This is a genomic window from Pseudoalteromonas sp. OF7H-1 (genome assembly GCF_022347825.1).
GTDB lineage: Bacteria > Pseudomonadota > Gammaproteobacteria > Enterobacterales > Alteromonadaceae > Pseudoalteromonas > Pseudoalteromonas maricaloris.
Genome location: NZ_JAKRFX010000013.1, coordinates 22,519 through 41,017, shown reverse-complemented (window position 1 = coordinate 41,017; position 18,499 = coordinate 22,519). Strand labels below are relative to the sequence as shown.

General features: G+C 44.9%; 11 protein-coding genes. 8 read left to right on the top strand and 3 right to left on the bottom strand.

Going from position 1 to position 18,499, the window contains the following annotated elements; translation table 11 throughout:
• Positions 1-177: 177 nt before the first annotated feature.
• From MHN30_RS15915 to MHN30_RS15905, 3 genes are read left to right on the top strand one after another with little or no spacing between them, the layout of a single operon-like run.
• Positions 178-483 (top strand): metalloregulator ArsR/SmtB family transcription factor, encoded by a 306-nt coding sequence (locus MHN30_RS15915; protein WP_130165097.1) that lies wholly within the window; start codon positions 178-180, stop codon positions 481-483.
• Between the two features lie 15 nt (positions 484-498).
• A complete protein-coding gene (locus MHN30_RS15910) occupies positions 499-3,804 on the top strand; it encodes an efflux RND transporter permease subunit (protein ID WP_130165096.1) in 3,306 nt (1,101 codons plus the stop codon).
• Positions 3,794-4,840, top strand: a complete 1,047-nt coding sequence (locus tag MHN30_RS15905) for an efflux RND transporter periplasmic adaptor subunit (RefSeq protein WP_130165095.1) — start codon at positions 3,794-3,796, stop codon at positions 4,838-4,840. Before MHN30_RS15910 ends, MHN30_RS15905 begins: the two co-directional genes overlap by 11 nt.
• Positions 4,841-4,857: 17 nt before the next feature.
• On the opposite strand, the gene MHN30_RS15900 is transcribed toward MHN30_RS15905, so the two are convergent.
• The gene (locus tag MHN30_RS15900; protein ID WP_017218372.1) at positions 4,858-5,535 is read right to left on the bottom strand and encodes a nitroreductase family protein; all 678 of its coding nucleotides are present in this window, start codon (positions 5,533-5,535) and stop codon (positions 4,858-4,860) included.
• A gap of 151 nt (positions 5,536-5,686) precedes the next feature.
• Here MHN30_RS15900 and MHN30_RS15895 point away from each other — a divergent pair, with 151 nt between their 5' ends.
• The 5 genes from MHN30_RS15895 to MHN30_RS15875 all read left to right on the top strand — a co-directional run bounded on the left by MHN30_RS15895 (position 5,687) and on the right by MHN30_RS15875 (position 13,101).
• Positions 5,687-6,568, top strand: coding sequence for an ABC transporter ATP-binding protein (locus MHN30_RS15895; protein WP_010378221.1), 882 nt, complete (start codon positions 5,687-5,689; stop codon positions 6,566-6,568).
• 11 nt (positions 6,569-6,579) lie between these two features.
• Positions 6,580-10,149: a M1 family aminopeptidase gene (locus tag MHN30_RS15890; RefSeq protein WP_130165094.1), complete on the top strand. Its 3,570-nt coding sequence runs from the start codon at positions 6,580-6,582 to the stop codon at positions 10,147-10,149.
• A gap of 59 nt (positions 10,150-10,208) precedes the next feature.
• Positions 10,209-11,165, top strand: coding sequence for an ATP-binding cassette domain-containing protein (locus MHN30_RS15885; protein WP_130165093.1), 957 nt, complete (start codon positions 10,209-10,211; stop codon positions 11,163-11,165).
• Positions 11,155-12,351, top strand: coding sequence for an ABC transporter permease (locus MHN30_RS15880; RefSeq protein WP_130165092.1), 1,197 nt, complete (start codon positions 11,155-11,157; stop codon positions 12,349-12,351). The genes MHN30_RS15885 and MHN30_RS15880 overlap by 11 nt, the downstream gene beginning before the upstream one ends.
• A gap of 87 nt (positions 12,352-12,438) precedes the next feature.
• A complete protein-coding gene (locus tag MHN30_RS15875) occupies positions 12,439-13,101 on the top strand; it encodes a fumarylacetoacetate hydrolase family protein (RefSeq protein ID WP_130165091.1) in 663 nt (220 codons plus the stop codon).
• A gap of 34 nt (positions 13,102-13,135) precedes the next feature.
• Here MHN30_RS15875 and MHN30_RS15870 read toward each other — a convergent pair whose 3' ends face one another.
• Both MHN30_RS15870 and MHN30_RS15865 read right to left on the bottom strand, forming a co-directional pair.
• Positions 13,136-14,389: an MFS transporter gene (locus MHN30_RS15870; RefSeq protein ID WP_130165090.1), complete on the bottom strand. Its 1,254-nt coding sequence runs from the start codon at positions 14,387-14,389 to the stop codon at positions 13,136-13,138.
• On the bottom strand, positions 14,386-18,498 hold the full coding sequence (locus MHN30_RS15865; RefSeq protein ID WP_130165089.1) for a non-ribosomal peptide synthetase: 4,113 nt from the start codon (positions 18,496-18,498) through the stop codon (positions 14,386-14,388). The genes MHN30_RS15870 and MHN30_RS15865 overlap by 4 nt, the downstream gene beginning before the upstream one ends.
• Between the last annotated feature and the right edge of the window lies 1 nt (position 18,499).

Below are 18,499 nucleotides of genomic sequence, written 5' to 3'. Positions count from 1 at the left end.
AGAAGAAAAGCCTTTTTGACTAAAAATAATGAATTAGCCATTTCTTATCCAAACCTCAGGTTAACGAGGATGTAAGGTCATAATGAGTGTCACATTTAATATTAGAAATTTCTAATATTAGACATTGCTAATGTTTGTGTCTATACTTTAAGCACATTTATTTTTTTGGGAGTCAACATGGAACTGCAGCAAATGGCGCAAAATGCCGAACAGGCAGAAGCCTTGTTAAAGCTTATGGCGAATAAAAATCGCTTGATGATTTTGTGTGCATTGCAAAAGCAAGAGCTCAGTGTTAGCCAGCTTAATGAAATGGTGCCGTTGGCGCAGTCTGCCTTATCACAACATTTAGCCAGCATGAGAAAGGCAGAAATCGTAGCAACTAGGCGTGAGGGGGCGACGATTTATTATCAGGTTAAAGATAGCCGAGTCGCTGTACTACTCGAGAGTTTATATCAGCTGTTCTGCGCCTCAAGTGCAGAGTAACTAGGAACGACTGAGATGCAAAAGTTAGATGGTGTCATTCGGTATGCTCTACAAGGCAGCTTGCCAACGATTATCTTCTTGTGCGCTGTGGTACTTGGATTATTTGCATTGCAAATGACACCACGAGAGGAAGAGCCACAAATAGTGGTGCCTATGCTGGATATTCATGTGTCGGTACCAAATACTGCCTCACCAGAAGTGGCACGATTGGTCACCACTCCACTTGAAAAGTTACTGCTGCAAATTCCAGGCGTTGAACACGTCTATTCTACGACCCAAACCGGCGGCACGGTTGTTACTTTAAGATTTCATGTGGGTGAAGACAGGGAGAAAGCCATTCTCAACACCTACACTAAGCTGTATGCCAATCAGCATACTATGCCGGGAATTGTCACTCAGTGGCAGATCCGTCCAATAGAAGTCGATGACGTTCCGATTCTTATGCTTGGACTGACAAGTTCCAAGCCGCAACTATATGATGACTACGCGCTAACGCGCTTTGCACAAGAGCTAGCTATCCAGTTACAGAGCATCGCAGACACCAGCGAGGTTTCAGTTATTACCGGGCGCACGAGAGCACTTAGGGTTGAGTTGAACTTAGCTGCGCTTGCTGCACATCAAACAACACCAATGGATGTTTTAGGTGCTATCCAAAGTAGTAATCTAGTGACACGTGTCGGGCAAGTGACGGCAGGCAGTAATACGATTGCCTTTGAATCTGGTGATGTTCTTCGTAATAAGTCGGCACTTGAAGGTCTCACGGTGAACGTAATCAATGGCCGTGCCATTGTTTTAAAAGAAGTTGCTCAGGTTATTGATGGTCCTAGTGAACCCGATAGCTATCAGTGGTTAGCAAGCAGCGACAGTCAGGCTGATGCACCATTAGTGACGATTGGCGTGGCGAAGCAAAAGGGAAGTAATGCGGTAACGGTTGCAGAGCAAAGTTTAGCGCTTGTAACCCAGCTACAACAGGAGATCCTTCCCGCTGAGGTATCGGTAAAAGTATTAAGAAACTATGGTGAGACGGCCAATGACAAAGTCAATAATCTTACCTCTAGCTTGGCCTTTGCGGTATTTACCGTTGTGATATTTGTCGGTGTATTTTTAGGTTGGCGGCCTGCCATCGTTGTTGGTCTTGCAGTGCCAATTTGCTATGGCATTACACTTGGGTTGGACTTTGCGTTTGGTTACACCATTAATCGGGTCACCTTGTTTGCGCTTATTTTGTCGCTGGGATTGTTGGTCGATGACCCAATCACTGGGATTGATAATATTAGCCGCTTTATTCATCGCGGCGCGGCAGCTGACACAGATCACAACATTGTCGCTGCTATGGTCGAGATCAAATCTGCGCTTTTGATGTCAACGTTAACTATCATTATGGCGTTTATTCCATTGGCGTTTATTACTGGCATGATGGGCCCATATATGGCACCCATGGCATTTAACGTCCCCATTAGTGTCATTGCCTCGACGTTAGTGGCTTTTTTAGTGACGCCTTGGCTGTCTAAAAAGTTACTCAAAGCGGATACAAAAACAAGTGAAGTCGCGCCTCAAGACTCCTACTACAGCAAAATCATGCTGCCAATTTTACAAAACCCACGCAAAGCCAAGTGGTTATTATGGGGTGTGTTAGGGTTATTTGTTGCAAGTGTGAGCCTCCCTATTTTTAGGGCCGTACCACTGAAATTGCTGCCGTTTGACAATAAAAGTGAAATCCAAGTACTGATAGATATGCCCGAGGGAACCAGCCTTGAGCAAACGGCCGCAATGACGAGGCAAGTACAGCAAATCGTTTGGTCAGAAGCTGAAGTGACCGACATCGCCGCTTTTGTCGGTAAGCCTTCCAGTATGGATTTTAATGGTATGGTGCGAGGCTATTATCGTCGTAGTGGTACGCATCTTGCCGAACTTAGGGTGTTACTGGTGGATAAGCGTGAACGCGAACATCAATCTCACGCCATCGTCATGCGACTGCGTGAAAAGCTTCAGCCTTTTAACCAAACTTTGACGCAAGTAAAAGTGGTGGAAGTGCCACCGGGACCTCCGGTATTAAGTACACTCGTTGCTGAGGTTTATGCAGATCCGTTTGTTGCTCGTGAAACGCAAGAGCAAGCAGCCCAGAGGTTAGCGCATCGTTTAAGGCAGGAGCCACATGTGGTTGAGGTTGACACCTCAATGGCTTCGCCAACATGGTTAAAGCGGTTTGTGGTTGATAAACAAAAGGCTGCGTTATCAGGTATGGCCACAGAGGATATTAATCAATCTTTAGTGGTTGCAAGCCGCGGCATGTCAGCAGGCTTTTTATATACTCAAGGTGAAGTCGCAACGGTGCCCATCGAGTTAGGTGTGAGTTACGCGCAGCGTAATCAATGGCAAAACGTATTGGCGATGCAAGTTCGTGGTCGTCAGGAGTTGGCTAAAACCACTCAAGAATATGGCTTAGAGCAGGCCGCGAGGCCCCTTGTAGCGATTGGTGAACTTGGCGAATTAACAGCTATCCCTACGGCTCCCGTGATCCTTCGAAAAGACCTACAAGAAGTGATTTATGTGTTTGCGGAGCTAAATGGCCGTACCCCAGCTGAGGTGATTGCCGATGTGGTTGCGGATGAAAACCAACAGATAACACCAAGCAATTGGGCATCTCGCACCTTTTTACACAGTGGCGGAGGAGTCACTTGGTCAATGTTAGAGGGAACTCATTATACCTTTAAAGGTGAAGGTGAGTGGCGTATTACCATTGATGTGTTTAGAGATATGGGGATCGCATTTGCATTTGCACTGGTGGCGATATTTATCATCCTGCGGATACAAACGGCATCTAGTAGCTTATCACTTATCATTATGTCGGCAATTCCCCTCACTATGATAGGGATTATGCCGGGCTTTTGGTTACTCAATCAATTTGGTGAGCGTGTGGTTGCAGGTGCGCCAGAGCCTGTGTTATTTACAGCGACCGCGATGATAGGGATGATAGCGCTGGCCGGAATCGTGGTGAGAAATTCCCTGATTTTGGTGGAGTTTATTAATCAGTCTCGTGCGGCTGGTATGGCACTTATCGACGCATTGATCGCGGCGGGAAGTGTAAGAATGCGACCGGTATTACTTACAGCAGGCACGACGTTATTAGGCAACTTGGTGATTATCTTAGATCCCGTTTTTAGTGGCCTCGCCCTCGCTATTATCTTCGGGATCATTGCTTCAACGTTATTTTCACTGTTGGTCGTGCCTATCGTTTACTACTTAGTATTCAAAGACTCATCGACACCTAATCAATCTCTTAATGCCTCATCAGTTCAGGAGTCTTCTCATGTCTCGTAATAAAATCGCTATTCCTGTTCTTGCTATTTTTTGCCTATTATTAATGGTCGTGTGGCTTGCAGGTGGATTCCAAAATAAGCTAGCTGCGGGCAATAAGTCTGAACTTCCAGCCTATCAAGGCGCACGTTATACCGTGCAAAAGTCGTTGATTGCGATGATTGAACAAGTGCCTGCGAGCGTAGTCGCAAAAGAAAATACGTTAGTGTCCAGTCGGTTATTGGCGGAGCTTAAAACGCTTAACGTCAGAGCCGGTGATAAAGTCACTGCGGGACAGCTGATAGCAACACTCGATGATGCCGAGCTTAAAGCTGAGCTGCAAAGAGTGGCGGCGCAGCAAGCGGCGAATTCAGCCAAGCTAGAGCAAGCGACTAAGCAATTAGTACGCAATAAATCTCTTAATGAAAAAGGGCTTATCGCGATTAACCAAGTGGATGAGTGGCAAGCCACAGTGAACGAGTTACAAGCGCAAGATAAGGCATTACAAGAAGCGTATCGTAGCGCTGAAGTCGCGCTGGGTTACACGCAAATCACAGCCCCTATTTCGGGTAAAGTGGTAGCGCGCTTACAAGAGCCAGGCAGCATGGTTAGCCCCGGTGGCGCCATTATATCGCTATTCAATCCATTACAATTGCAGATTGAAGCGCCAATTCGCGAGAGCCAAGTTAAGCATATTCAGTTAGGAAGCGAGATTAAGGTGCGCATACCTGCGCTAGACATAAGCCAAACCGCGCGTGTGTCGGAAATGGTGCCAATTGCCGACAGCCAAGCGCGCAGCTTTATTATTAAATTGGATATGCCTTTGCTGCAAAATGTGGTGCCTGGCATGTACGCGCTGGTTGAGCTTGTGCTTGGCGAGCAGGCGGTTATCCAAATTCCAACGAATATGATCAGCAAGTATGGTCAATTGGCGATGGTTGAAGTAATAGAAAGTGGCCAGCTTCACAAACGCTACCTCAGGTTGGGCGAAGAGACTGGTAATAAAACGATTGTTATCAGTGGCCTAAACGAAGGCGATCAGCTAGCTGTGCAGCGATAGTTAGCTGATCCAAACTTTTAAATAAACGAAGCGATTTCGGCGAGTGATTTTTTCACTGTTGCGTGCTCTGGAATAGTTGCATCTTCACTTGGATAACCCGCAATCAATAACATATAAGGACGTTCGTTATCTTTATCTCTACCGCACAACTCGCTTAAAAAGCTCATAGGTTTAGGAGTATGGGTCAGTGTGGCAAGTCCTGCATTATGCAGGGCTTGGATAAGAAACCCAGTAGCTATCCCAACCGATTCATGGACATAGTAGTTGGTATTTTTGTCTTCCGCATGGATCCCACCTTTTTTCTGACTAAAAATAGCGATAAGCCAAGGTGCATGTTCTAAGTAGGGTTTTTGTGCATCTGTGCCCAAAGGTTTTAACGCGTCCAACCACTCATCTCCGGCACGGCCTTGGTAAAACGAGCGCTCGAGATCCTCGGCTGCAGCTCGGATCTGTTTTTTCTTTTCTGCGCTGCCAATCGCCACGAAATGCCATGGTTGATGATTTGCACCACTGGGGGCTGTGCCCGCTGCTTTGATACAGGTTTCAATGATTTCTTGCGGTACTGGACGGTCGCTAAAAGCACGGATACTATGACGTCTCTTACTGTTTTCCAAGAATGCTTCCGCACGACTTAGCATTTCTTCGTGAGGGTATTCAATAAAATCCGTCAGTGGGTGGTTGGCGTGATCTTGCATGTTAGTTTTCCTTGGGTTTTGTAAACTAAGAACGTTTCTTAGTGTTCCAGTGTTTACTTTTATTTGCAATTGATATGTTTATGTTAATTGTCACTAACCTAGGTAAATGTTATAAAAAGGACAATAATAAAAATCCGGAAAGGAAATAAAAATGCTAGAAATATCAGGACTTTCAAAAACCTATGATAATGGTGTTCATGCTTTGAGAGGTGTAAACCTGACTATTCCAAAGGGAATGTTTGGGTTACTCGGACCCAATGGCGCTGGAAAATCATCGTTGATGCGCACGATTGCTACATTACAGTCGGCGGATGCTGGCACCATACAGTTCGACGGTGTGAATGTCTTAAAAGAGCCCAAGGCACTCCGCGCACGTCTAGGCTATCTGCCGCAAGATTTTGGTGTTTACCAACGCGTTAGTGCGTATGATTTATTGGATCATATGGCAATCCTAAAAGGGTTAAATAATAAAAAAGAGCGTAAAGAAGCCGTAGACGGATTGCTCGCACAAACTAACTTATATGATCACCGTAAAAATGCGGTAAGCGGATTTTCCGGAGGTATGCGTCAACGCTTTGGTATTGCCCAGGCATTACTTGGTGATCCTGATTTACTCATTGTGGATGAACCGACAGCGGGATTAGATCCAGAAGAACGTAATCGTTTCCACAACCTACTCGTTGGCTTAGGTGAGAGTAAAGTAGTTATCTTATCGACGCATATCGTGGAGGATGTATCTGAGCTATGTCCGAATATGGCCGTACTGGCGAGCGGACAAATTTTACTTGAAGGTAATCCAATTGCGCTCACCGAGCAGCTACAGGGGAAAATCTGGCGTAAGTCGGTCACACTTGCAGAAGCGAAAGAAGTAGAGCAAAACTTACCGGTTATTTCTAAGCGTTTATTTGCGGGACAGACCTTACTTAACGTATTTGCAGATCAAGCACCTGAAGGCTTTGAAGCGGTACCTGCCGATTTAGAGGACGTCTATTTTTCTACTCTGCATACTCATCGAAATAATCAAGCAGCGTAAGGAGTGGGCAGATGCTATTTAAAATGATGCGTTTTGAGCTGCGGTATTTTGTCCGTCAGCCTTCCTTTTATGTGACTTCTCTGATTCTATTTTTGCTCACCTTTTTTGCCTCAGTTTCGGACTCGGTACAGATTGGTGGTGGCAGTAACGTCAATGTAAACTCGCCCTTTGCCATCTTACAAACCGTTGCCATCATGACCATTTTTTCCATCTTTTTGGTGGTTAACTTTGTTGGTAGTGCGGTGATAAGAGACGATCAAAGTAAGTTTAGTGAGCTTATTTTGAGTAAGCCTTTGCACTTAGCGCAATATCGATTGGGTCGATTTTTCGGCGCATATCTTGTCACCTTGTTAGTATTTTCAATGTGTTTAGTGGGGATCTGGGTAGGTTCTGGTATCGGCGGGTTAGTCGGTTGGCTGGATACCGAACTGATCGGGCCTAATAAACTCAGCTATTACCTAACGCCACTATTTTTCATTGCTGCCCCGTCACTGTTTTTTATGGCGAGCCTATTTGCACTAGTGGCGCAAAAATTCAGAACCATGATAGCAATGTACTTGGTTGCTGTAGGTTTGTTTGTGACTTATCTTGTGGCAAATAGTATTTTTTCAGATATTGAATACCGTACTATTGCTGCGTATGTAGACATGTTTGGCCTATCAGCTATTTCGGCGCAATCAGAATATTGGACCATTGCAGATCGCAATACGTCAGTCATAAGCCTGGTTGATGAACTGCTCTATAACCGCTTAATTTGGATGTCAGTTGCATTGCTCAGTTTAGGTGCTTTAGCCTTAAATACTTCTCATTATTTACCGCAAAAACAAAAAACCAAGAGTAAAGCCAAAGAAGATGGTAGCCAGGCGTCGGCATTGCTGAATCGTTTTGATTTTAAAGCGAGCGTAGGTAGTAGTTGGGTGCACTTTTGCACCAGAACCACTTTTGAAGTAAAGCAAGTGCTTAAAAGCTATCCATTCTTAGTGTTATTAATTTTGGCGGTGGCAACCTTAATACCTGCATTGGTTGGCTCATTTAATTGGTATGGCACAGAAGTATGGCCAGTGACCTTTAGAATGGTGGAGCTTATCCACGGCAGCTTCTGGCAATTGTTGGTCATTGTGTTGGTGTATTACAGCGCTGAGCTGGTATGGCATGACCGTGATTCGCGAATGGGAGATATTGTTGACTCTTATCCTGTTGCAAACTGGGTATTTTGGGGCTCTAAATACATAGCCTTAGTTGCGGTGATGACGCTGCTATGTGTATTTGGTAGCTTGATCACCATTAGCTATCAACTATTGTCGGGTGTGACACAGATAGATCTCGCCCAGTATGTTGTGCGCTTGGGATATTTATATGTGTTAGGTTTTGCCTTCCAAACCACCTTAGCATTTTTGATACAGGTGATGAGTCCAAGCAAATATATGGGTATGGGAATATATGTCGTTTACTTCATTATTTCGATAGTCCTGAGCAACTTTGGCTTTGAGCACAATATGTACCACTTAGGTGAAACTTCCTCAGTGCCGTACTCAGATATTAATGGTTATGGTCATTTCCTCAGTGCGGCACATTGGTACAATTTGTACTGGTTTGGTTTTAGCATGATGTTAGCGACACTAAGCTATGCACTTTGGCCTCGTGGTGCGGGGCAAACGCTGAAAGCACGCATTGCACTGATGGGCTATCAGTTAGGTAATGCAGGTAAAGCATTATTGGCTTGTGGTGCTTTAATATTCGTGGGTAGTGGCAGCTACATTTACTACAACACGCAAGTGGTCAATGAGTTTATTACGCAAGATGAAGCTGAAGATATCGCAGAGCAATATGAGCAACAATTTGCCCAGTATCGAGATGACCCTGTACCAGTCACGTTAGATGTACAGCTCAATGCTGAGATATTTCCAAAGACACGTCGTATTGAAGCGCAGGTAAAGCTGTTGGTTGAAAACCGCTCAGATAAAGAGATTACTCGCTTCTTGGTGAATAAACCTAACCACACAGTAGAGTGGCAAGTTGAAATGGCTGGCGCTACGCTTGGTGAAGAGGATAAAACCTTTAAGCATGCTTGGCTTGAGCTTTCACAACCAATGACACCGGGTGAGCAGCGTGAAATTACGATGTCAGTTGTACGGCAAACACTTGGTTTTGTAGATAGAGGCAATGATGAAACCTTGGTGAATAATGGTACTTTCATCGATAACGCGACGTTGTTCCCGACATTTGGTTATAGCATCTATAAGCAAATTCAAGACAAAAGTGAGCGTCGTCAGCGCGGCCTTGAACCACTAAAACGTGGTAATAAGATTGAAGAAACACACTATCATCATGAGCCATTGTTTGCGGAAAATTTTGTCACATTTGCCGCAACGGTGACGACGGATGAATCGCAAGTTGCGATGGTGCCAGGCTATTTGCAATCAAAACACAGCAAAGATGGCCGCACGACCTATGTCTATGAAATGGATGCTCCAATGCTGCACTTCTATAACATCTTGTCGATGGATCTTGAGGTGAAACGAGAAGAGTACAAAGGCATTGCGCTCGAGGTGTACTACCATAAAGACCATGCTTGGAACGTAGACACTATGTTGCAGTCGACTAAAGACTCTATTGATTATTTCACTCGAGAGTTTGGGCCTTACCAACATAAGCAAATGCGTATTATTGAGTTTCCTCGTTACCGAGACTTTGCGCAAAGCTTTGCCAATACAGTGCCGTACTCGGAAAATATTGGCTTTTTGACGGACACCCGTAACCCTGACAATATCAATGTACCTTACTATGTGACGTCACATGAGCTGGCACACCAGTGGTGGGCGCATCAGGTGATTGGTGCTAATGTGGAGGGGTCAAATATCCTGTCGGAAATGTTGTCGCAATATTCTGCCATTATGGTGATGAAAGAAAAGTACGGCGAGCATAATCTCCGTAAATTCTTGAAGTATGAACTCGACACCTATTTAAGTGGGCGAGGTTCTGATCCGTATGAAGAGCGGGCGTTATCTAGAACAATTGGTCAGCAATATATTCACTACAATAAAGGCTCTGTCGTGATGTTAGCGCTGCACGATTTACTTGGAGAAACGCGACTCAATAGCGCATTAAGAAGCTTCTTAAATGACTATCGTTTTAGAACAGATATCTACCCAACGACACTCGACTTTTTGACTTACCTAAAAGCGGGTGCTTCAGAGCAAGAACAAGTATTTATCGAAGATCAGTTCAATGCGATTACGTTGTATGAGCTTAAGCTTGCGGGTGTTGAAGTGCAAGAAGCGACGCAAGCGGGAGAGCTACATACGGTGACCTTAACGGTTGAGGCGGCGAAAAAGCATGCAGATGGTGAAGGTAACGAAGAAGAAATCCCGCTTAATCAAGAGATTGATATAGCCTTATTCTCTGCTGATCCTAACAACATTCAAAGTGACGAAACGCTGTTATATCTACAAAAGCACGCGATCACATCGGGTGAAAATAAGATTGAGTTGAAAGTAATAGAGTTACCGAAATTTGCGGGAGTTGATCCGTTTGTAAAACTGATTGATAAGAAAACCGCCGATAACATCAAGGCGCTCTAATCGATACATGGTAGGAGAGGGCTTTTTCGAAAGCCCTCATTTGTTTTTAAAGGAAAGTTATGCCAGATTTATTGCAAGTAACAGGGGTGTCGAAGCAATATGTTTCGGTAAAAGCAGTAGACAATTTAAGTTTTAGCGTTAAACAAGGTGAGGTCTTTGCATTACTGGGCCCCAATGGTGCGGGTAAATCATCCCTTGTGAGAATGTTGGTTGGATTTACCTATCCAGATAGCGGAACAATCGCTGTGAATATTGATGGGCAAGCATATCAATCAATCCCTCATCAAAGTTTAGGTTATCTACCTGAAGATAGAGGGCTGTACGCTGAAAAAACCGTGCAGCAGAATTTGCTCTATTTTGCCAAGCTACGCGGTGTTGAGAAAAACGCAGCGCTAGCACAGATTGAGTCTTGGCTAACACAGTTTGATTTAAGCGATAGAGCGCATGAGCGGTTGAAATCGTTGTCAAAAGGCAATCAGCAAAAAGTACAGTTAATATCGGCAGTATTGCACAAACCCAAGGTTGTACTGCTTGATGAGCCTTTCTCTGGTCTTGACCCCATCAACCAAGAAAAGGTGGTGGTGTTTTTAGAAGCGTTAAAAGCACAAGGCATGACCGTTATTTTAAGCGCACATCAAATGGCGATGGTAGAAAAGCTGGCCGATAGAATGCTGTTAATGAATCACGGACAAGCTGTGCTTTATGGCACATTAGTCGAAATAAAACAGGACGTTGGTGTTGGCATCGATATCACAGTGAGTTTCAGTGAGGCAACGAACTACGCAGCGCTCAATTTAGGTAACTACAAGGTCGCATGTACTCAATTAAGTCAGAGTAAAATTAAGTTTGAGTTGAGTGACTCCTCAGAGCTTAATTTACTGCTCGCCGATTTGTCTAAATCAACGACTTTGCAAGGAATAGAAACCAAAACGATGGACTTGCATCAACTCTATCTTAAAGCAATCGAGTCTCATCAAGGCAAAGTGCAATCTCAGGAGCATGCCCATGTCTCATAAGCTGCAACAGATACTGCAAGTGACCAAATGGGAGTTTATGTACTTTTTTAAACTCAAGCAGGAGCTGATCGGTAAAGCAATTATGCTGGCGATAGGTTTGCTTATCTATTTTTGGCAAAGCACTTCGTTTTTTGAACCTGAGCAATATGTTATCGCAACACCATCCGCCATGAACTTAACTCAGTTACCTGAGCCTTTGCTTCTAAAGCGAGTTGATGCTTCAAAAGCTGAACTTCTGATTCAGTTAGAACAAGAGGAAATTGACGGTATTTTGATACTTCAAGCCCAAGCGGGTGAGGCGTTACAGTTTGAACTGATTACCACAGGTAAAATGTCTTGGCAGAATGAAGTTGAGGTAGCGCTTACGCAGTTTTACAGCAACGAACTCGCACAGAGCTTTAATTTATCTGCGGCTCAGCTTGCCTTGTTACAGCAACCTGTGAGCGTTTCCAATCAATACACAAAGGATGCGGTTAAGGAGACGCACAACCAGTCTTCGATGACCGCATTTGGCGTGATGCTATTGATGCTCATCGGTATTTTTACGTCATTTGGACAGATCTTCGTGTCTATCACCGGAGAAAAGCAGCAGCGTGTTACCGAGCAATTATATTCTTGTATGAGTGCGCAAACTTGGATTGACGGCAAAATATTTGGTCAAATGCTCCATTGTCTAAAGGCTATGTTAAGTACGTTATTTTCATTTTTGTTGGCGATGGCTTTTATACAAGTCGTTGTAAAAAACGAAGCCTTGGACTTTACGATGATAGACTTTGCAATGTTGCCTTGGTTTACCCTGTTTGCGATAGTAGGTCTTTATATGGCAACAGCCTTTATGGCAGCAATAGCCGCAGCTATTGACGATCCTAACCATAGTGGCAAGACAGGGTTTATGATGATCCCTATATTGCCAATTGTTATCGCGTTTATGATTGTTGATAGTCCAAGCAGCCTTGCCGTGGATATTTTGAGTCTTTTCCCGCTTACCGCATTTGTGGTGATGCCAGTAAAAATGGCGTTAATTGAAGTACCCATTTGGCAAGTGTTATGTGCGTTGGTCAGCGCATTACTTGGTTGCTACCTTATCCGTGTTGCTGCGGGACGATTGTTTAAAGCGGGTATGGTGATGTATGGCAAGGAACCCTCAATTAAGGATATGGTGCGCTGGGTCTGTAAACCGGAATAATACCGTTTATATGATAACTTGCTAGCACAACGCTTCGGTTATGGTACGCTCCATAACCGGAGCTTATGGCAGTACAGAGAGGGTGAAATGTATCAACATATTGATAATGAAAACAATAAAATAAGTCTACCAGCGGGAAAAATCGTTTGTGTTGGTAGAAACTACGTAGCGCATGCCAAAGAGCTAGATAATCCCATTCCAAGCAGTCTGCTGTTGTTTATCAAACCAGCAACGAGCTTAGCACCATTTAATAATAAAATGATGTTGGACGCCGCACTTGGCGAACATCATTATGAGGCCGAGCTTGCACTATTAGTAGGCACCAAAATTGATGCAAAAACCCCTGCGCCTCTCAAGCATATCGCTGGAATTGGGCTGGCACTCGATTTGACATTACGAGACTTGCAAAGTGAGCTAAAAGCACAAGGGCACCCATGGGAGCGGGCAAAGGCCTATGATAATAGTTGCCCAATGACGCCTTTTGTACCATGTGATGAAAACACCTTTGCTGAGTGTATTGAATATCGTTTTTGGCAAAATGGAGAGCTTAAACAGCATGGCGATTCTAGCTTAATGATTTTTCCAATCACTGAGTTGCTAAAGGACATTGCTCGCTACTTTACGCTTCAGCCAGGAGATATTGTCTTAACAGGAACACCAAAAGGGGTGGGGAGCCTAGCGCATGGCGATGAACTTACGCTACAGCTGAAAAGCCATACTCCTTGGCATGGCAAAGTTGCGATAGATTAGATTCTCGCTTTTATGTACATCGCTGCGCAGTCTGTTACGACTGCGCAGCAACGAGCTCAGCTTCCGGTTGATTGATTGTGCTTGAGCAGCACAGCATGATAGCAACGAGAGAAATTGCGCCTAATATTATCCAGCTGATAGTGAGGCTGACGTAGCCCAACAGTAAAGCAGTTAATGCAGAGCCGAGCAAGCCACCAAAGCGAGTGGTCAGTGACATTATTGACTCCACACTGGCTCGCACGTTATCGCTACTCAGTTGATGTTGTAGTTGCAGTTGTGCCGGTTGCGCTAGTCCCATACAAAGATAAAAGCACAGCAGGGCTACAATCAGTAATGGTAGTGACGTAACCCAAGCAAGTAACAGTACAAAGGCTAATTTGGCGAAATGAGCGAACGCCATGACATATCCTAAGCGTTGACCAAATAGAGAACAGATCGGAGCGCTGATCGCAGCAGCGACGCCATTTAATACAAATCCAGCTGCCATCATTGCTGGGAATATCCACGCAATAGAGTCAACTGGTGCACTACTATAGCGCTCTGCTAGGGCAGGCCAAAACTTCTCTATGCTGCTGGCAACAGGAATTGCAAAAACAATCACTAACAGCAGCCTTTGCATACCACTTTGCTTACAAGTCGCCAGCATGGTCTTAGCTTGGCTAATCAGGCCTTTCTCAACCACCTCTTGCTGAGGTCTCGTTGACTCTTTCACCACGACAAAAGTACATGCAAATACCACACACAATACCACTATCGAAACCAAGATTAAGGCTTGATACAAGTGGTTGAGCTGTTGTGTCGGGCTAGTCGCAAACGCCAAAAAGAGGGCGGCAAATAAAGCGGCGCTGGCGCCGATAAGATAGCCAATACCATACACTTTACCGAACCCTTTATTCAGTGGTTCGTCTCCTTCAAGCTTTTGATAAGTTTCAACAAACCATGCGTTGAGCGTGCCAGTTAACGATGCCTGACTTAATCCCCAACATGCCATGGCTAAGCTGACGTGCCAAAAGTCTTCACTCAACAATAAAAGTAAGTTGCATACAGCGGCAAACACCAAAGAAGCTAAAAATACTTTGCGGCGACCAATGGAATCTGCCGCAATACCACTTGGTACTTCAAACACCACGATAGTGATAGCCATGACCACCATAGCCAAGGCCACATCTTGCAATGCTAGGCCTAAGTTCAGCATGTAGGGCGTAAAAATAGGGAGCACCAGCATACTGGCAAACATAGTTAATCCAAGGTGGATGCCGTATCGTGTAGCAAATTGTGAACGAGTCATGCGCGTTGCTCCACAGTGGTTGCGGCGCTATTCGTTTGCTGCATTAACGCATTAATATGTGACGCGATGATGGATAAGTCTTTAGCGTCGGTCATGATTTCATCGTGTGCACTTTCAAGCGTAATATAGTCTGCATTGGCAAGTAAATTTTCAAAACCATTTCTGTCACTTGCAAACGTACGCTTATACAGCGCAGGTATGTCTTCCACTTGATGGATCAACCTCAGTGCTGGAAGTGGAATGGCCTCATCACTGACATGATCGGCGATAAAGAAGCTCACAGGGAAGGTAAACGCCGTCGCGGTTTGAAAGTATTGAGTAAAGTCTAAAAATGCTCGGGCGATAGGTTTAGCGTCATCGTCTTGCGAACGGATATACTCTTCTTCGGCGGCCTGACGCGCTGCTGAAGTAAGTCTTGGTAAGACGGGGTCAATCAAAAAGCAATGGACAATTTCTCTACCCATTTCGGCCAAGTAACGCGCCACTTCCAGTGACAATGCCGCACCTTCACAAAAGCCGCCCAAGTAAAGTGGGCCAGTTGGCGATACCTCTGTAATACGCTGAGCATAATAACGTACCATAGTATGCAAGCTGATATGTTTGCCTGTGAACAGTTTGATATTTTCTAATGCGTGAATGCGCAGGTCGGGCGCAAGTTTTTCACACAGAGGTGCAAAGCTATCAGCGGTTGCTGCTGCGGGCATGAGGTGAAGCAGAAACTCACTCTGTGGTGCATTGAAAAAACGTGAAGGAGCGAAATGCTCATGGGCAAGCGCAGCGTCAATTGCTTGATCTTCACTCATGGTGGCAAAATCAAGTCGGGTCTGATTATCAATAAATCTTGCCAGTTGCTGCACTGATAGGTGTTCAAGGATAAGTTGTGGAGTTAGCTGCCAATTACGCTTGCTTGCAGCACCACAAAAGCTTAATAAACTAATGGAGTCGGCACCTTGCTCAGTCACTGCCGTCGCACAACAAAGTGGACTCTGGCCTAAAACATCCAGCCAAATGGCTTGCACTTCCTTCTCTGTGTTGGTTTGTGGCACAACGAGTTGATGCTGCTTTAGCTCCGGTTCTGGCAGCTTAGTTTTGTCGAGTTTGCCGTTGAGCGTTAACGGTAACGCCGAAAGTACAGTGAAGCTATGTGGCATCATATAACTTGGAAGTAACTTGGTAAGCTGAGTTTTACAGTGGCTGAGTACCGCAGCTTGATTGGCCGCGGGTTTGATGACCAAATAAGCATGTAGCAAGGTTTGAGTCTGCTGCTTTTTAGCAATAACCGCACAGCTATCTACATCCGCCAGCTGATTAAGGTGATGCTCAATCTCTGCCAACTCAATTCTAAAGCCTCGCACTTTGACTTGTTGATCGCCACGGTTGATATAACACAGTTGCTGTTGTGCATTCCAATACACTAAGTCGCCCGTGCGATAGTACTTTTGCATAGAGCCAAACAGATTTAGGGATACAAACTTTTCGCTGTTGAGTGTTGGGTTGTTGAGGTAACGTGCAGCCACGCCATGCCCACAAACCACTAACTCGCCAGGGCAACCAAGTGGCAGTAATTCGTTATTACGACCGACCACCGCTACCGCTCGCCCGGGGATTGGCTTGCCGATTGCTATCTCAGACTGCTGTTTAGACATTGTTTGCACTGTGGTAAATGTGGTGCACTCAGTCGGACCATAAACATTGATAAAGTGTTTTGGACAAGATGTGGACGCCAGCAATTTATTTACCATCGACTCTGTTAATGCTTCACCACCCACGAGTAAATGAGTCAGAGAAGCGAAAATATGCTCGTCTTGCAGCAACAAAGTGTCGAACAGTGAGCGGGTTAGAAACATCGAAGTGATATTCAGCGTCTGCAATGTTGCACTGAGCTGCGCTGCAGAATTAAGGCTGTCCTGATAGCCCAAGTGCACCTCGGCACCGTTGAGTAATGCACTCCATATCTCAAATAGAGTGGCATCAAAAGCTGGGTTTGCGAGTTGAATAAAGCTATCTTGGGGCTGATGCTGGTAACTATGATTATCGAGTGCCAAAGAGCTAATTGCGGCGTGAGAGAGTAATGTGCCTTTAGGGTTTCCTGTCGTACCTGAGGTATAAATAATCGTCGCGACTTCGCTAGGTGCGATGCACATAGGCTCAAAATCCACCGTGATATCAGTATCTGTCAGACTTGTATCACAGAAAACTTCAGCGATATTGTTGTGGTTGAGTGTTGCCAATGTTTGGCTATGTTCTCGCAAGGTGACTATTACGTCGGCATTACTATCACTCAGTTGATATTGATGACGCGCTACTGGGTCTTTGAGCGATAGCGTTGTGTATGCCGCGCCGGTTTTTAGTACCGCCAACATGGCAATCACAAATTCAATGTCGTTTCGCATGTAGAGTGCAACGACTTTGGGTTCAGGGCAGACTGTCAAGATTGCATTAGCAAGTTGCTTGGCTTGGTTATCAAGCACTTGGTAGCTCATGGTTTGATGGCGATTACTGATCGCGGCTTTATCTGGATGGCGCGCTACTATTTCAGCAAACTGGTCGGTGATACTTGCCACGCTCGGATAGGCGTGTTGCATTCCACTTAATTGATATTGTTTTTGCTGCGCCGTGTTACTCAATAAAGGTAGGCTATAGAGAGGCTGTTGGGCGTTTTCAGCTGTTAGATATGCCTGTAAAACCGTTTGATATAACTCGAGGATCTGCTGCGCGTATGAGCTGGAAAAAAGTGCCGTGGCATAAGTTAACCCTAACTCTGTGGTCTTCCCTGCACTCAAGTGTAATGTTAAATCAAACTTCGCTTGGCACTGCTGGCTAAGATCAAGGTCAACGCTTTGCCATAAGGTATGATGTTGCTCAGGGGCAAACTGACTACTGCTAAACAACGTTTGAAATATCGGGTGCATGCTAGTGTCGAGCGGCACGTCTAAGCTATTCTTAATGGCCTCAAACGGTAAGGCTTGATGTTGCTTGGCTTGATTAACGACTTGATTAACTTGAGTGAACCAGCGCTCAAGTAACATCGTCATATCGATATCCGCTTTAACCGGCAATGAGTTAACAAAATATCCAAGTATGTTTTGCTGCAGTGCTGTTGGACGGTTCTCACTCGGAATACCAACAACAAATTGACGTTGATGACTGAGTAGCGCAAGGGTGTGATACCAAGCCGCAAGCCCAAGTGTATTAATACTAATGCGGTGCGTTTTCGCTGTTTGTTGTAACTTTAGCGTCGTACTTTCATCTAGTACAATGCTCTGTATCGCGCCGCGATGATCAAAGGTGGCTGGGCGTGATTGAGTTTGCGCAAGTTTTAATGGTTCGTAATCAGCCAATTGAGTTTGCCAATAACGTTGACTTGTTGCTTGTCGTTCACGTTGGCCGGGTGTTGCCATGTAATAAGCATAATCACTAAATTGTAGACTCAGAGGTCGATTCTCTCCCTCATAGAGTGACGTTAATTCTTGTAAAAACAGCCCCAAAGACCATCCGTCAAAGGCGATATGATGCCAGACAAAAAACACATGTTGCTGTTCCTTTGAGGTGATGACATAGGCACGAAATGGTCGAGAATGCTGTAAGCTAAACGGCTCGTTAAAGAAATGCTCGCACTGCTCATGCAAGTTTAGATTACCAAGCTCATGATGCGTCACGACAAACGCCTCATTGGCAGGCTGCTGTATCGTCTTTCCTTGGTGATCATAGGCCACAACCATATCTAGCGCACTGTGGCGGATCACCAGTTGTTCTATTGCTGCTGTGAGTTTTTCAATATCGCAGTGCTTGGCGATTTTGAGTAGGCATGGAATATGATAAGTACTTGCCGCGTTGCTCACTTCTTGCGTAAACAGTAGTTGTTGCTGCCCAAGCGTAAGCGGAGCGCATCGCGTTTCCAACGGCAAGATAGATAGTTCATCAAAACGAGCTTTGCTATCTATGCCTTGCCTTGTGAGGTAGCGTAACAACTGTGGCTTATTCTGTTTTAACTGCTCAACAATTGCTTGGCCTTGTAAATTCACGTTGCTAGCAATTTTTAATTTATCCTCTTGCTGCCAAACGCTTATCCCACTTTGTTTTAGTTCATAAATAAATGATTCGATCATG

What these genes read in the sequence shown, in the direction of transcription:
- MHN30_RS15915 (WP_130165097.1), top strand. Translation starts at nt 178, where the DNA reads ATGGAACTGCAGCAAATGGCGCAAAATGCCGAACAGGCAGAAGCCTTG.
- MHN30_RS15910 (WP_130165096.1), top strand. Translation starts at nt 499, where the DNA reads ATGCAAAAGTTAGATGGTGTCATTCGGTATGCTCTACAAGGCAGCTTG.
- MHN30_RS15905 (WP_130165095.1), top strand. Translation starts at nt 3,794, where the DNA reads ATGTCTCGTAATAAAATCGCTATTCCTGTTCTTGCTATTTTTTGCCTA.
- MHN30_RS15900 (WP_017218372.1), bottom strand. Translation starts at nt 5,535, where the DNA reads ATGCAAGATCACGCCAACCACCCACTGACGGATTTTATTGAATACCCT.
- MHN30_RS15895 (WP_010378221.1), top strand. Translation starts at nt 5,687, where the DNA reads ATGCTAGAAATATCAGGACTTTCAAAAACCTATGATAATGGTGTTCAT.
- MHN30_RS15890 (WP_130165094.1), top strand. Translation starts at nt 6,580, where the DNA reads ATGCTATTTAAAATGATGCGTTTTGAGCTGCGGTATTTTGTCCGTCAG.
- MHN30_RS15885 (WP_130165093.1), top strand. Translation starts at nt 10,209, where the DNA reads ATGCCAGATTTATTGCAAGTAACAGGGGTGTCGAAGCAATATGTTTCG.
- MHN30_RS15880 (WP_130165092.1), top strand. Translation starts at nt 11,155, where the DNA reads ATGTCTCATAAGCTGCAACAGATACTGCAAGTGACCAAATGGGAGTTT.
- MHN30_RS15875 (WP_130165091.1), top strand. Translation starts at nt 12,439, where the DNA reads ATGTATCAACATATTGATAATGAAAACAATAAAATAAGTCTACCAGCG.
- MHN30_RS15870 (WP_130165090.1), bottom strand. Translation starts at nt 14,389, where the DNA reads ATGACTCGTTCACAATTTGCTACACGATACGGCATCCACCTTGGATTA.
- MHN30_RS15865 (WP_130165089.1), bottom strand. Translation starts at nt 18,498, where the DNA reads ATGATCGAATCATTTATTTATGAACTAAAACAAAGTGGGATAAGCGTT.